Genomic DNA, 14,421 nt, shown 5'->3' with positions numbered 1-14,421 from the left:
GTATAAATATGTAATATATAAATTTAAATTACATATAAGCAGTGAAACTTACAAAATGTTAAATTATAAATAGGGGGATTCGGGGATGAATAAAATTACAAAATATGAATTTAGGAAAGTAACAAATAATGATGTTGAAGATATGATTACATGGAAGTATGAAGGAATTTACTCATTTTTTGATAATGACTTCTCAGAAGGAAAAATAAATTATGTAAAAAGTTTTCCTATGGATGATAATGTGTACGCAATTTATGATGATAAAAATGAATTAGTAGGAAATTGTGCTTTTTACCTTAATGATAAAGTAAGCTTTTCAATTCAAATGAGACCAAGTTTAACAAGCAAGGGCATGGGAAAGGAATTTTTACAAGCTATTTTAGAATTTGCTAAGGAAAGGTACAATTTAAAAAATATAGAGCTTTCAGTTCTTAAATTTAATGAAAGAGCTATAAGATTATATAAAAGTTTAGATTTTAAAGTTATAAATGAATTCATAGGAAAAACAGTTAAGGGAGAAATGGAATTTATAACCATGTCAAAAGAATTATAAATAGAGTTCTTAGTATCAGTACTTTCGATACTTAGAACTCGTTGTCCATTAGGGTAAATCGTTATCCGATGACTACCCTACATATTTGTACTAGGAATGTAGGGTAGTCTTATATTTCCTTTGTTACAATTAAATATGAAAGGGGAAGGTAAAATGGAATGGGTTGATAGAATGACAGCAACAATAGATTATATTGAGAATCATTTGACTGATGATATTATGTATGATGAAGTAGCAAAAGTTTCTTGTTGCTCAATGCATCAATTTGGACGTGTTTTTTCTTATGTTGTAGGAGTATCTCTATCTGAATATATTCGTCGTAGAAGATTAACCCTTGCAGGATTAGATTTACAAAGTAGCAATAAAAAAGTTATTGATATTGCTATAAAGTATGGATATAATTCGCCCGATGCATTTACTCGTGCTTTCGTTGGAATGCATGGTGTAACTCCTAAGGTAGCGCGCACTTTGGGAGTAAAACTTAAAGCTTACCCACCCATCACTTTTCATATTTCAATAAAAGGAGATGTTGAGATGGAGTATCGTATTGAGGAAAAGAAAGAAATAAAATTGGTTGGACTTGTTAAACAAATAAAGAGGCAGTCTGCTAATGCTGAAGCTAATGATTGGAAAGAAGCTTTAGGTGAAGTATGGGATATTTGGGATGAATTTTTGGATAGTGATATTGATAGGAAGATAGCATGTGAATACAAACTTTATCGCAGCCCCATGTGGCAGATGGGTTTCACCAAAACTTTAGAAAATGGAGAAACTATACTGGCTATTGGTGCTGAAGTTGATGAAAATGTTGTAACGGATTTGCAAAGTTATACTATACCAGCAGGAAAATGGGCAGTATTTACTGCAAGAGGAAGCCTCAATGGCAAGGCGCACCCAATTGATGTCATGTGGACAAAAATAACAGCAGAATGGCTTCCTAACTGTGGATATGAAAGAGCAGCAGACTATGAACTTGAAGTTTATCTACCAGGAGATACAAATGATGATGATTATGCCTGCGAAATATGGGTTCCTATTACTAAGAAGTAGATATATATATTCTAAAATTAAAAATATCTATAAAAAATAAATATTCATTGGTTAAAATACCGTAGTATTCAGTAATGATTACACGGTGTTTTTATTTTATGATTTAACTATATAGTAAATTGTATAATTAAAGTAATATTATTTGAGAGTTGAATAACATGGTATTTAAAATATAAATTACTATAAAAATATATAGAAAATAATTTGGTTCAATATGGTATAATTTCATTAAGTTTACTTGTTTTACAGGTCACATATAGGAAAAAGTATTATGAGTTTTAGTGTTTAATGTGATGTTTATTTAAAATAAAATAATTATTTTAATAGTGAAAAGTAGGAAGGGGCAAGTATAGATGATATCATATAAAGTAGGATTAGAAAATATTCAGTGGGATAAACTTTTTGACCTATATAAAAGAGTTGGATTATTGAAACGGTTTATGGAAAATAATGAATACCACAAAATTCAATCAGCATTTAAAATAGTTATAAAGTTGTTATAGCATGGGATGATGAAAAATTAATAGGAGCCTGTAGAATGATATCAGATGGCATATGTTATGGCTCAGTATTTGATGTGGGGGTATTGCCTGAATATCAGAAAAAGGGTGTAGGAAAGAATTTAATGAACACACTTTTGGAAGGAGAAGACTATATACCTATTCATCTTACCGCTACTTTTGGAAATGAGGATTTCTATAAAAAAATTGGTTTTAAAAGGCATAAAACGGCTTACTCTAAATATCCATGGGAAACCATATATACAGAAGAATAAGCATGTTATGGAAGGAGTAGTATAAATGGAGTCTAAAGAAATATTAATGCTCATAGATAATATATCTCCCCATGCAAAAGAGTATGTAGAAAAAGCATTTGAAAACAATCAAGTGGATATAATATATTCTGTATCAACAGTGGAAAATATGGGAGTATTTATAGCTGTTGACAATAAAGATTGTTGCATTTTTTATGCTTATTTTCTTAATGGAAACAATATAGAACAAATTTTAGATATTATAAAAAATAAGACTAAAGAATATATTTTAAAATTTGACTCAAAAGAAATATGCTTTAACGTGTACGGGAATAATCTAAAAATAATTAATGAAGTAAGAAAATTAGGTTTTAAAGTAGATGTTGAAGGATATCATCTTGAATTCATTGGTAAAGAGTTACCTAATTTAAATTGTTGTAATTTAATTGATAAAGGATTCAAAAGTGATATGTTAAAAGAATTTATTAACTTATTTGATAGTTCATATTATCAGTTATATAAAGATAATGGTTGGCGGGTAAATACTAATGCCATAAATGAAGAACAATTTTACAAAAAGCTTATTGATTTAGATAAGCATAGCCAAGTACGTTCATTCTGGATAAATAATGAGTTGGTAGGTGCATATATTTTCTGCCAAAACTATATAACTGATATTGTAGTTAAACCTACAGTTCAAAATAAAGGATATGGAAGTTATATATTAGCACATTGTATTAGAAATATGAGTATGAATGAATCTATTAGAAACATAAGACTTCGAGTAGCTAAGTCAAATACTGGTGCTAAAAAGTTATATGAAAGAAATGGTTTTATTGAAATTGCTTATTTTTCAGAACATACATATGAATAAATATGATTAGCTTATTAAATTTAATGCCTGAACTATTTGTATGGATGTTAGTAAGTAAATATAAAAAAAGAGAATAAACAATATTAAATAGTTCATGATATTTTTATGAATGATGCATTTCTAAGATAGTGAAGCAAAGTTAAGGAGAAAATTATGAATGATATAGAACAAGTATTACAGACAGAATATAGTGAAGAATTTGATAAACTAAGAAAAAATAGAATGTTCGTCAGTTATCATAAATACGGTCCTATAAAAAATAACTATGGTGAGGGTTTAATTAATTCAGTTGAAAATCTAGAAATAAGATTAAAAAAGTATAAAGAAACTGGTAATACAGAATTTTTAGTTGATGTTGCAAACTTCGCAATGATCGAATTTATGTATCCTAAACATAGTAATGTTCACTTTGATAGTGAAAACCATGGTACTAGATTAAAGGGAATGACTGTTAATGATTTGAAACAGTTATAATACATAATTCAACTAAATAGTTAAGAAACAAAAAATAATGGTTGATAAAACTCTAGTGTAGATAAATGAGTTAGATAAGATATTTGGTTTTTCAGATATAACGGAGGTAAGAATGATAAAGGATATTATTAATGAAAAAGGATTTAATATAGAAACAAGTAGGTTACTTCTTGTGCCTATTTCAGAAGAATTTGCATATGATTATTTTACTGAATTTAATGATGAAATAACAAAATACCAGTATCCAGAGCCTTTTAAAAGCCTAGATAGTACAAGAAAATTTATTGATGAGTTTACAGAACTTAAAGAAATGGGAACAAATTTGGTGTGTTGTATTTTAGATAAGGAATATAAATTCATTGGAAGTATAGAGATTCATCTGATAGATACTAAGACTCCTGAGGTGGGTTTATGGATACGAAAGAATGAGCAACGTAAGGGGTATGGATATGAAGCTATTACTGGTCTAACTAACTTTTTTCGTGAACATATGGATTTAGATTATTTTATTTATGAGGCAGATCGTCGTAATCCTAATAGTATTCAGTTAGTTAAAGCTCTAGGTGGAATAGAAGGTGGATTCAATAAAGCAGAAAGTAATTGTGGAAGTACTTTAGAGTTGAACATGTATTATATTAAATAGTAAGGTTATAAAATATCGGATTATTCAGAAATGAGTATACGATATTTTTTTATTTTCTAATTTTACTACATATACAAATATATGGATGATAATCCGGTGTAATATGGTATAATTTTATTAAGATTACTGTTTCTGGAGAATGCTAGGGAGGGAGTTTAATGATACTTTTAAAAGAAGTTACGGAGAAAAATTGGAGAGATGTTAACTTACTAGAAGTGGAAAAAGAACAGCAACATTATGTATGCTCTAATGTTGGTATTTTGGCTAGAGCTTATGTTTTTAGACCTCAAAGAAGTCAAGCTAAAGCAATATATAATGATAGTGAAATAGTAGGATTATTAATGTATAGAGAGTGTGATGAATTACAAGCCTTTGTATTTGATCAAATGATGATTGATAGAAGATATCAGAGAAATGGATATGGAGAAGAAGCGGTATTCAAAGCAATAGAACTGATGAGAAATAATGCAAAATACAGCAGAATAGTTTTATGTTACTGTGATGGTGATATTGCTGCTAAAAATCTTTATACAAAGTTAGGCTTTCTTCATACAGGAGAAGTAGATGAAGATGAAATAATTATGGCTTTAGATTTATAGAGTTAAATACATTTATTCTGTTAAATGAGGTGTAAAAATATGGACATAGATAGTATTATTTTTGATTTAGATGGAACTATATGGGACTCAACATCTAGTGTTATAGATTCATGGAATAAAACTATAGGTAACTATGATGAGGTGATAAATAAACTTACGCTAGATGATATGAAGGGTGTTATGGGGTTAGTAATAGAGGATGTTGCATTGAAGTTTTTCCCATATTTAGAAGAAAAAAATAGACTTAAAATAGTTAAGCATTGCTGTAAGGATGAATGTAATCATTTAGGCAAACATGGTGCAATTCTATATGATAGGGTAGAGGAAACTTTAAAGGAATTATCTAAAAAATATAAATTATTTATTGTTAGTAACTGTCAATGTGGATATATAGAAGCCTTTTTTAAATCACATAAGTTAGATAAATATTTTATAGATTATGAGAATGTAGGAAGAACAGGTTTAAGTAAAGGTGAGAATATAAAACTAATAATAAAAAGAAATAACTTAATTAGTTCAGTATATGTTGGTGATACTGAGGGAGATTTAAAAGCATCACGAATTGCTAATATACCTTTTATTTATGCACAATATGGTTTTGGGGAAGTTAAAGAATATGATTATGTAATTAATAGCTTTCACGAACTTTTAAAGTTTGTGTAACACTATAAGAACATATGTTTATAAATTACAATACATAGATTTATTAACAATCTGTAGATTATATTGTGAAGTAAAAAGGGGGAGTATAATCAATGAAACCTTATGAGAAATTGGCAAAGTTTTATAAAAAAGGTTGGGGAAAAGATAGTATTAAATACGGAGATTTAATTTGCAATGTAATTAATATTTACAATCTAAATATTAAATCTGTGTTAGATGTTGCTTGTGGTACAGGCATACTAGCATCGAAATTATATAATGAAAATTTTGAAGTTAGTGGAATTGATATTTCAGAAGATATGATTAATGTAGCAAAGGAGACTACAACGGGAATAGAATTTGCAGTTGCAGATATGGTAAATTTCACTTTGAATAAAAAATTTCAGCTTATAACTTGTGCATTTGATGCACTAAATTATTTAGTAACAGATTCAGACATGAAAAAAACTTTAAAAAATGTTTTTTTACATTTAGAGGATAACGGAATTTTTATATTTGATATTAATACTCCAGTTTTATATGAAGAAAGGCATTTTGGAATAATTGATAGAAAGTTTGATAATATAGAATTCAAACAAATATTAGAATATGATAAGGTAAGTAAAATAGGTAAAACTGTCTTTGACTTTGGTGATAATCAATGTGAAACACATATTCAAAGGGCATATACTGTTGAAGAAATGGATGAGTTTCTTATAAATTCTGGCTTTGAAATAATGAATAGGTATAAAGATTTTAGATTATCTCCAATTGATGATAAGTCATATAAAATATTTTATGTGGTCAAAAAGGTTAACTAATAATCTTCATGAACTGTAAAGCTAGGAAAGCTGGAGGTATACCTTATTTTAAGGAGGAGTCTATGATTAGAATTGAAGGAGACAAGATTTATTTAAAAACATATACTAGAGATGAATATCATGAACACTATAAATCCTATGTTACAGATCCAATTATGGATCCAAATACCTATATTTATGATAAAGAAAAGGTTGATAAAAAGTATGATTCTATCATAGAAAAGGAATCATGGTATCCTAGGGTTGGAATTTTTTTAAGGGATGGAACAATCATTGGAGAATTATCTTTTAAACGAGTTGATTATGAAAAAAGCAGATGTGAACTTGGGATTACCCTTGCCAATAATAATTATAAGGGATTAGGGTATGGAACTGAAGCAGTTAAATTGGCAATAGACTATGTATTTAATACATTAAAACTTAAATGCATATATGCTGATACAATGGGCTCAAATAAGAGAATGAAAAGTATATTTGATAAATTTGGATTTGAGTTTATAAATAGAGAAGAGCATTTTTTGATATGCATGATAGATGGGAAGATAAGCTAAATTATATATTAAGAAATCCAGAGGCAACGGTACTAACTAAGGAAGATGATAATATTGTAGAGAAAAATGAAAGGGTGGATATTAAATGAAAAAGAAGTTAGCAATAGTGTTGTTGGTAGCAGTATTTGTAATAAATATAACTGCCTGCAATAATAAAGTTAACAGCAAAGAAAAAATTTCTACTAATGATAATGTTAAAGAAGAGGTGAAAATTGAAAGGTTTCCATACATGGCTGATTTTGGAAGAGGGAGTATAAATAACATTGAAGAACTCAAAGATGAGTGGGGAAAAAATAGTAGTGATTTAAGAGGATATGACCTTGAGAATCTTGACTTATATGGGGAGAAAGATAGGCTTTTAAATTCAGTGTTTGATAGTAAAACAAAATGGCCTGGGAAACTTCCAGAGGAGTTTAACCCTGAAAGTTTTTTAGAGTTTCATAAAAATCCAGGTCTTGAAATAAAAAAACTTCATGAAAGAGGAATAACTGGTAAGGGCATAAACATAGCATTTATCGATTATTCTCTTTTAGTAAATCATGAGGAATATCTTGATAGAGTAAAGATGTATGAAGAAATTCATTATGAACCAGAAGAGGCACAGATGCATGCTCCAGCAGTGGCATCCATTGCAGCAGGTAAGAATACTGGAGTTGCATCGGAAGCAGATTTGTATTTTATAGCATGTGAAAACTATAACTTTGTTAATAGTGAAATGGAACTAGACTTTTCTTGGACAGCAAAAGCAATTGAAAGAATTATTGAAGTAAATAAATCCTTGCCAAAGGATGATAAGATAAGAGTTTTATCTATATCAGCAGGATGCAAGCCTGAAAGTAAGGGGTATAATGAATTTATAGAAGCAATTAAAAAAGCAATTAAAGAAAATATATTTGTTATAACTGTAAATATGTTTGACACATATGAGGATAAGTTTTATTTCCATGGATTAGATATAGATTCCCTTGCAGATAAAGATGATATTTCTAATTATAAAGTTACAGAATGGAAAAAGTGGATGTCAAAAATAGAGCATATTGATGAACTTAATAAGTATTATGAAGAGAAATTTAATATGGACAAACCAGAAGAATTACTACTTATTCCTATTGATTCTAAAACAGTGGCTAGCCCTACAGGAGAGAAGGATTATGTATTTTATAGAGAAGGGGGATGGAGCTGGTGTATGCCTTATGTTGCTGGACTTTATGCTTTAGCTTGTCAAGTAAAACTAGATATTACGCCAGAAGAATTTTGGAAACAAGCTCTTGCAACAGGAGATAGCAGACAAATAGAAAAAGGAACAGAAAAATATAAGGGAAAAATACTAAATCCTGAAAAATTAATTTATAGTCTAAGCCAATAGTATATGAGCTAGTTAAATGACAAATATGCATAGTGTTGATTTAGATTACTATACTTTTCATATGATTTTAGGCTATGCTGTAAAAATCATATGAAAATCTATAACTATAATTGATTTATTTAACTATAAGATTTTATCAAGAAGGGAGAAGATTAATGAAATCAACTTACGAGACTGAAAGGTTAGTTTTAAGAATATTAGATGAAAATGATTCCGATAAAGTGGTAGATTATGTAGTACGAAATAGAGAGTTTTTTAGCCAGGTTGAACCGCAAAGAGAAAATGAATTTTACACTGTCGACTTTCAGACAGAGGAATTAAGAGGAGATTTTAAGTATATTCAAAATAGAAGCTTTCTTAGACTTTGGGTATTTAATAAGGGAAACTATGATAAGATTGTTGGACAGGTAACCTTTTATAATATTGTACCTTATGATTTCTTATCATGTCATATTGGATATAAATCAGACAAAGATGTAGCTAGTAAAGGTATAATGACAGAGGCAGTTAAAGCTGGGATTAAGATTATGTTTGAAGAATATGGAATACACAGGATTGAAGCATATGCGCTGCCAAATAATAAAGCATCAATAAGGGTTTTAGAGAAACTTGGATTTATATATGAAGGTATGGCAAATAAGTTTTTAGAAGTAAACGGGAAATGGGAAGATCATCTACACTATGCTTTAATCAAAGAATAGTAGATTTGAAATAGAATTTTAAAGTTAATGATTTACATTTACAATATACCATATAATATGAATTAAAATTGAAAAGAGATTTATCTAAATATCGTATTAAAAGTTGTAGAAGAAATGTTAAGCTGCATAAGGGGGAAGTATTAGTGGAGTATTTTGATGTTTTAAATAGAGATGGTAGTAGAAGTGGTAAAATAGCACCAAAAGATGAAGAGCTTTTAGAAGGACAATATGATTTAGGAGCACATGCATATATACATAACTCAAAGGGAGAATTCTTAATTCAGAAAAGATCAAAATCAAAACAGTTCTTACCTGGTGGATGGGATATTCACATGGGACACGTTATAGCTGGAGAAACAAGTAAAGAGGCTATTATTAGAGAGATACATGAAGAATTAGGTATAAAAATAGATGATATAATTTTTCTTAAAAGAGTTTTATGGGAAAAATACAATCATTTCATTGATATTTTTGTATTATGTAAAGATATTGATACTTCAGATTTAACCTTACAAAAGTCAGAGGTAGACGATGTTAAATTTATTTCAGCCCAAGAGATGATTAATTTGATAAAATCTATGGACTACAGACCTGAAGAATATAGAACAGTTATGAATGACTATGTTAATGAAATTATTTTAAATTTTAAGTAGAATAAAATAAATATGTAACTATTTATATATGAAAATAGTTACATAGGAAACTATACAACTATTTAACTATTTAAATAGTTGTTGTCATACCAAGGGTTTCAGCGATTTTTATATTTGAACAACATGAAATTTATAAGTAGATTTATAATAAAATATATTTACATATGGAAGGAGAATTAGTATGAAATATGCAATAGAATTATATTTTGATAAGGAAACAGAGGAAAAAATTCTTAAATTGGCTAAAGGAATTGCAAGAGAGAGAATCAGTGAAAAATATTTAGAATGGAAGACTCGTCCTCATATTACCATAGCTATATTTAATGATATTGATATTGAAAAGTGTGACAAGTTATTAAAAGAAATAGCTAAGGATACAAAATCATTTCCCGCTTTGCTTTCTAGTATTGGGGTGTTTAATAATACTAGAACTGTATATCTTGCACCAGTTGTATGTGGTGAATTAATTGCTTTACATAAAAATATACACGAAACTTTTGCATTTTGTGATCATAGTGGTTGGGAATATTACACAGCTGGACAATGGGTACCTCATTGTGCCGTTATGCTGGGAAGTGAAGATAAAGAATCAGCATTAGTGGAAGCTACAAAATACGTAATCGAAAACTATGAGGTTTTTCCAAACAGTAGATATGAAGAAATTGGTTTTGTTGAAGTTGTAATGCCTGTAAAAGAAATAAAACCTCATAAGCTCAATATTTTCATGTAATTATAATTATTATAAGAAGTTTTTCAGAATAATTTGTTTTAAAATTTAATCTTAAAATTGAAAATATAATAAATAAAAATTTTAGTGAGGAAGTAATATGAAAAAAATTACTATGTCAAAGGGTGAATTGAGAAAATTCCTGGTGATGTATCAGGGGCTATCTTCACCAAAATCTTTTAAGGGTGAAGAGGGTATTAAGAATTTTATAAATAGAGTAGGGTGCATACAATATGATCCTTTAAATATGGTAGGGAGAAATGCTGATTTGGTGCTTCAGTCCAGAGTTGAAAATTATAACCCTATGATGCTAGAAACTCTTCTTTATAATAAAAGAGAACTCATAGATGGCTGGGATAAGATGATGGCTATCTATTCCGTTAAAGACTGGCCTTATTTTGAAAAAGTGAGATTAAGAAGAAAAGAAGAAATTGAGAGAGTATTGCATCATAGAAGTTCAATTGAAGCAATTAATCATGTGGATGCAGCAAAAGAATATATAGAGAAAAATGGTGCTACCTTGCCTTCAAAGCTGGATATTGGACGTGTAAAAAGTGGAGTTTGGGGTCATGGGAAACTTTCCAGCGCTACCATGGACTATATGTGGAACAGCGGAATTTTGGGCGTTAAAGAAAAGAAGAACACACAAAAGGTTTATGACTTGATAGAAAACCTATTGCCAAAAGAGCTACTGGATGTGAAGGAACCTTTTAATAATGATAATGATTTTTATAAGTGGTATGTTAAAAGAAGGATAGGAAGCATAGGGATCTACTGGGATAGAAATGGTGGAGGATGGCTTGGTCATTTTGTATCCGATAAAAATCTTAGAAAGAAAATATTAAAGGAACTACTAGAGGATGGTGAGCTTATACTTGTAAAAGTAGAAGGACTAAATGAAACTTTTTATATAAGGGCTGACGATACATCAATGTTAGATAATCTTAATTCTAGTATTGATAAAAAAGCAAGTTTTCTGGCTCCACTTGATAATCTTCTTTGGGACAGAAAGTTAGTTAAAGATATTTTTGATTTTGAATATAGTTGGGAAGTATATAAACCTGTTTCAAAGAGGCAGTATGGATATTATGTATTACCAGTTTTATATGGAGATAAGCTTGTAGCAAGATTTGAACCTGAAATACATCGAGGAAATGAACCATTGATAATAAAAAATTGGTGGTGGGAAGAGAACTATCAAGTAACAGAAGAGGCTATAGCTGCTATGATGGGATGCTTTGAAAGATTCTGTAAGTATCTAAAAGCAGATGGATTAGAAGAAAGTTCATGGAGGAAAATAAAAGGCTAGACTATAGTTAATTTTTATTATGTAAAGTAATTGCTAGTAATTTACCAAGGAGAGATATATATGATTATGCCAACACATATTGTTACAGGAGCAGGAGTCGTTGAAAATGATAAAGAAGAGATTTTATTAGTCAAAACTCATCATGGGGGCTGGGTTTTTCCTGGTGGTCAAGTTGAAGTCGGAGAAAACGTTATTGATGCAGTTGTAAGAGAAATAAAAGAGGAAAGTGGGATTAATGTTACAGTAAAAAAACTTTTTGCTATTTCCTCAAATACAGCCACACATGAAGGATATAATGGAGTTAAGACAGTACCTACAAAGGTGATGATGGATTTTATTTGTACATTTGTAGATGGTGACTTATGTATTTCAGATGAGAATTCAGAATCACGTTGGGTAAAGAAGGATAAAGTTCTTGATATGATTACATCACCATCTATTCGTCAACGTTTTCAAGCATATTTAGATTTTGATGGTAATGTTCAATATCTAGCATATGTTACAAAGCCAGAATTTGACTTACAAGTTAGTAGAAAGATATAAAGGGGAATTCTTTTATGAAATTTATTTATTGTCCTATATGTGGTAAAGAATTAGACGAAAAAAGTATTGGGGATGAAGGATTAGTAAGATATTGTATAGATTGTGATAAACCATATTTTGATGGCCCTGCCAGCTGTGTTGAAGTTCTAGTTATTAACGAAAATAATCAAATATTGCTATTAAAGCAAAATTATATTTCCAAAACTCATTGGGGAGTAGTTTCTGGTTATGTAAGTAATGGTGAAACATTGGAAGAGACAGTAATAAGAGAAGTTTTAGAAGAAACAGGTCAACAAGTTGAAAAAATGCAGTATGTAGAAAGCTATTACTTTAAACCAAATGAATTAATAATGGCTGGATTCATTGCCTTTGTTAAGGCAAAATCATTTAATAATTCTAATGAAGTTGATGATATTATGTGGTGTGAAATTGATGAAGTTAATAAATATATTGCAAGAGTAAATAATATGTCTGGCATTCATTTTGATAATTCAATGAAATTGCTAAACTTATAAATATTACAAAGGAATTCTTTTATGAATAAATTTATTTTAACGGAAGAGTTAATTAGACAATTAAAATTACCAAAAGGAATTTATATTAGGCAATTTAAAGAAACAGATTTTTCTTCTATTCAAGTATTATATGAGAAACAAGGATGGATGACATTCTTAAAAAGATCAGAAGATGCATTAAAGGCATGGGAAAATTCTAATATTACACTTGTTGCATTAGATGGAGACATAATAGTTGGATTAATTCGTGCATTAACAGATGGAGAAATTACTACTTATATAGCTGAAATTATAGTTGACACTAGTTATAGAGGAATGGGCATAGGAAAAGCTTTAATTGATATATGTCATAATTTATATCCGAATACAAGATTAGATTTACTTTCAACGGATGGAGCGGACGACTTTTATCAAAGAAATAGTTTTAGAACGAACATGGGATTTAGAAAGAGTTATTCTTTTGTAAGAGAATGATGTTATGCCTGTAAAAGAAATAAAACCTCATAAGCTCAATATTTCTATGTAATTTATTTTTATCATGAAAAGTAATGATCAGTAATTGATTAAGGAGTGATATATATGATTATGCTAACACATATTGTTACAGGAGCAAGAGTAGTTGAAAATGATAAGAATGTTCAAATGTTACAAAGCCAGAATTTGACTTACAAGTTAGTAGAAAGATATAGGGGTAATATTTAGATGAAAAAAATCTGTTTATTTAATGTAATTTCTATAACTTATATATTAATGATAATTTTATTGATAGCTATAAAATTAGCTTTCAATCTATCACTAATTGGAAGTTATACTAATACAGCTTTAATTATATTGGGGTTATATCTTGTTATTTTATATATAATTAAAGAAACACAATCTAGTAAAGTGATTGGATATATGGTGTTTATAGCGATCTCACTTTTAGTTATAACTTCTCAGTTATTGTTCCTTTCTAAAAAGGAGTTATATTTTCAGGCTCCTAATAGATCAAATACTATAATAGTTGTTGAAAAATCATCACTATTAGATGGTTATAGTACTATATATGAAAAAAAGTATTGGTTATTTAAGAGAAGTGTAAACTGGAATAGGGTAGAGGGGCTTAATAATTTTTCAAGTGGACAATATACAATTGAATGGATTAGTGAAAGTTCTGCTATTATAAAATGTGCTGGTGAACATTATGGACAAGTTAATATAGATTAATAGTATTTCAATTAAATTATAAATTTAAGGAGAGTATTCATAATGAAAGTTACTTTAAATAATTATTATATAAAAAATTATGAAGATAGAAATAAAAAGCAAAATTCAAAAGGAAAATTTTTGAAATTATTGGAAGAATCAAAAGCTAGTAATACTGAAATAAAAACATCAGGTAAAAGGAAAATAGAGTACATACTTGAAGGTGGTATTATAAAAGTTTATGTTAGTGATGGTAAAAATCCACCTAAGTGTATAAAGAGTATTCCAGCAAAATCTGCATCAAAGGAATTATTGGCAAGAGTGAAATGCTTAACAATAGCAGATTCTTTATACATTAATGAATTAATGAAGTCTAAAGGGGAATCTGATGAAAAGGTAAGTGGAGATACTGCCATTAATGAAGAGAGCATGATAAATAATTACGATTAAATTAAATATTT

22 protein-coding genes are annotated in these 14,421 nt (G+C 28.9%); all 22 read left to right on the top strand.

Translation table 11 applies throughout. The features are described from left to right. Positions 1-85 precede the first annotated feature (85 nt). The 22 genes from B3B03_RS17350 (at position 86) to B3B03_RS17245 (ending at position 14,410) form a co-directional block, all read left to right on the top strand. Positions 86-553, top strand: coding sequence for a GNAT family protein (locus B3B03_RS17350; protein WP_346849035.1), 468 nt, complete (start codon positions 86-88; stop codon positions 551-553). A 153-nt stretch (positions 554-706) separates the two neighbouring features. Then, positions 707-1,603, top strand: a complete 897-nt coding sequence (locus B3B03_RS17345) for an AraC family transcriptional regulator (RefSeq protein WP_346877924.1) — start codon at positions 707-709, stop codon at positions 1,601-1,603. 353 nt (positions 1,604-1,956) lie between these two features. Further along, positions 1,957-2,106 carry a hypothetical protein gene (locus B3B03_RS17340; protein ID WP_346877923.1) on the top strand — a complete coding sequence of 50 codons (150 nt, stop codon included), beginning with the start codon at positions 1,957-1,959 and terminating at the stop codon, positions 2,104-2,106. A 35-nt stretch (positions 2,107-2,141) separates the two neighbouring features. Then, positions 2,142-2,378 (top strand): GNAT family N-acetyltransferase, encoded by a 237-nt coding sequence (locus B3B03_RS17335; RefSeq protein ID WP_346877922.1) that lies wholly within the window; start codon positions 2,142-2,144, stop codon positions 2,376-2,378. A gap of 25 nt (positions 2,379-2,403) precedes the next feature. Continuing rightward, complete coding sequence (locus B3B03_RS17330; protein WP_346877921.1) at positions 2,404-3,231, top strand: GNAT family N-acetyltransferase; 828 nt, start codon at positions 2,404-2,406, stop codon at positions 3,229-3,231. Between the two features lie 153 nt (positions 3,232-3,384). Further along, positions 3,385-3,705: a hypothetical protein gene (locus B3B03_RS17325; protein ID WP_346849031.1), complete on the top strand. Its 321-nt coding sequence runs from the start codon at positions 3,385-3,387 to the stop codon at positions 3,703-3,705. 112 nt (positions 3,706-3,817) lie between these two features. After that, positions 3,818-4,348, top strand: a complete 531-nt coding sequence (locus tag B3B03_RS17320) for a GNAT family N-acetyltransferase (protein WP_346849030.1) — start codon at positions 3,818-3,820, stop codon at positions 4,346-4,348. A gap of 158 nt (positions 4,349-4,506) precedes the next feature. Next, positions 4,507-4,947 carry a GNAT family N-acetyltransferase gene (locus tag B3B03_RS17315; protein WP_346877920.1) on the top strand — a complete coding sequence of 147 codons (441 nt, stop codon included), beginning with the start codon at positions 4,507-4,509 and terminating at the stop codon, positions 4,945-4,947. Between the two features lie 39 nt (positions 4,948-4,986). Then, positions 4,987-5,610, top strand: coding sequence for an HAD family hydrolase (locus B3B03_RS17310; protein ID WP_346877919.1), 624 nt, complete (start codon positions 4,987-4,989; stop codon positions 5,608-5,610). 92 nt (positions 5,611-5,702) lie between these two features. Continuing rightward, entirely contained in the window at positions 5,703-6,410 is a 708-nt protein-coding gene (locus B3B03_RS17305) for a class I SAM-dependent methyltransferase (RefSeq protein ID WP_346877918.1), read from the top strand. Between the two features lie 62 nt (positions 6,411-6,472). Continuing rightward, positions 6,473-6,961: a GNAT family N-acetyltransferase gene (locus B3B03_RS17300; protein ID WP_346877917.1), complete on the top strand. Its 489-nt coding sequence runs from the start codon at positions 6,473-6,475 to the stop codon at positions 6,959-6,961. Between the two features lie 85 nt (positions 6,962-7,046). Further along, positions 7,047-8,327 (top strand): S8 family serine peptidase, encoded by a 1,281-nt coding sequence (locus tag B3B03_RS17295; RefSeq protein WP_346877916.1) that lies wholly within the window; start codon positions 7,047-7,049, stop codon positions 8,325-8,327. A 155-nt stretch (positions 8,328-8,482) separates the two neighbouring features. Then, positions 8,483-9,028 (top strand): GNAT family protein, encoded by a 546-nt coding sequence (locus B3B03_RS17290; protein WP_346877915.1) that lies wholly within the window; start codon positions 8,483-8,485, stop codon positions 9,026-9,028. A gap of 143 nt (positions 9,029-9,171) precedes the next feature. After that, complete coding sequence (locus tag B3B03_RS17285; protein WP_346877914.1) at positions 9,172-9,681, top strand: NUDIX domain-containing protein; 510 nt, start codon at positions 9,172-9,174, stop codon at positions 9,679-9,681. A 181-nt stretch (positions 9,682-9,862) separates the two neighbouring features. Further along, positions 9,863-10,411 (top strand): 2'-5' RNA ligase family protein, encoded by a 549-nt coding sequence (locus tag B3B03_RS17280; RefSeq protein ID WP_346877913.1) that lies wholly within the window; start codon positions 9,863-9,865, stop codon positions 10,409-10,411. A 97-nt stretch (positions 10,412-10,508) separates the two neighbouring features. Beyond that, entirely contained in the window at positions 10,509-11,717 is a 1,209-nt protein-coding gene (locus B3B03_RS17275; RefSeq protein ID WP_346877912.1) for a winged helix-turn-helix domain-containing protein, read from the top strand. A gap of 60 nt (positions 11,718-11,777) precedes the next feature. Beyond that, a complete protein-coding gene (locus B3B03_RS17270) occupies positions 11,778-12,260 on the top strand; it encodes an NUDIX hydrolase (protein ID WP_346849019.1) in 483 nt (160 codons plus the stop codon). A 14-nt stretch (positions 12,261-12,274) separates the two neighbouring features. After that, positions 12,275-12,775 (top strand): NAD(+) diphosphatase, encoded by a 501-nt coding sequence (locus B3B03_RS17265; RefSeq protein ID WP_346868901.1) that lies wholly within the window; start codon positions 12,275-12,277, stop codon positions 12,773-12,775. 21 nt (positions 12,776-12,796) lie between these two features. After that, entirely contained in the window at positions 12,797-13,249 is a 453-nt protein-coding gene (locus tag B3B03_RS17260; RefSeq protein WP_346877911.1) for a GNAT family N-acetyltransferase, read from the top strand. A 105-nt stretch (positions 13,250-13,354) separates the two neighbouring features. Further along, the gene (locus B3B03_RS17255; protein WP_346877910.1) at positions 13,355-13,477 is read left to right on the top strand and encodes a hypothetical protein; all 123 of its coding nucleotides are present in this window, start codon (positions 13,355-13,357) and stop codon (positions 13,475-13,477) included. Then, entirely contained in the window at positions 13,478-13,981 is a 504-nt protein-coding gene (locus B3B03_RS17250; protein WP_346877909.1) for a hypothetical protein, read from the top strand. Positions 13,982-14,023: 42 nt separating this feature from the next. Then, positions 14,024-14,410, top strand: coding sequence for a hypothetical protein (locus tag B3B03_RS17245; protein ID WP_346877908.1), 387 nt, complete (start codon positions 14,024-14,026; stop codon positions 14,408-14,410). The last annotated feature ends 11 nt before the right edge of the window (positions 14,411-14,421 follow it).

The sequence above is a fragment of the Clostridium sp. UBA5712 genome (assembly GCF_002419845.1).
Classification (GTDB): Bacteria; Bacillota; Clostridia; order Clostridiales; family Clostridiaceae; genus Clostridium_J; species Clostridium_J sulfidigenes.
Note: the sequence above shows the minus strand (reverse complement) of the source record. Positions and strands in the feature narration are given on the sequence as shown.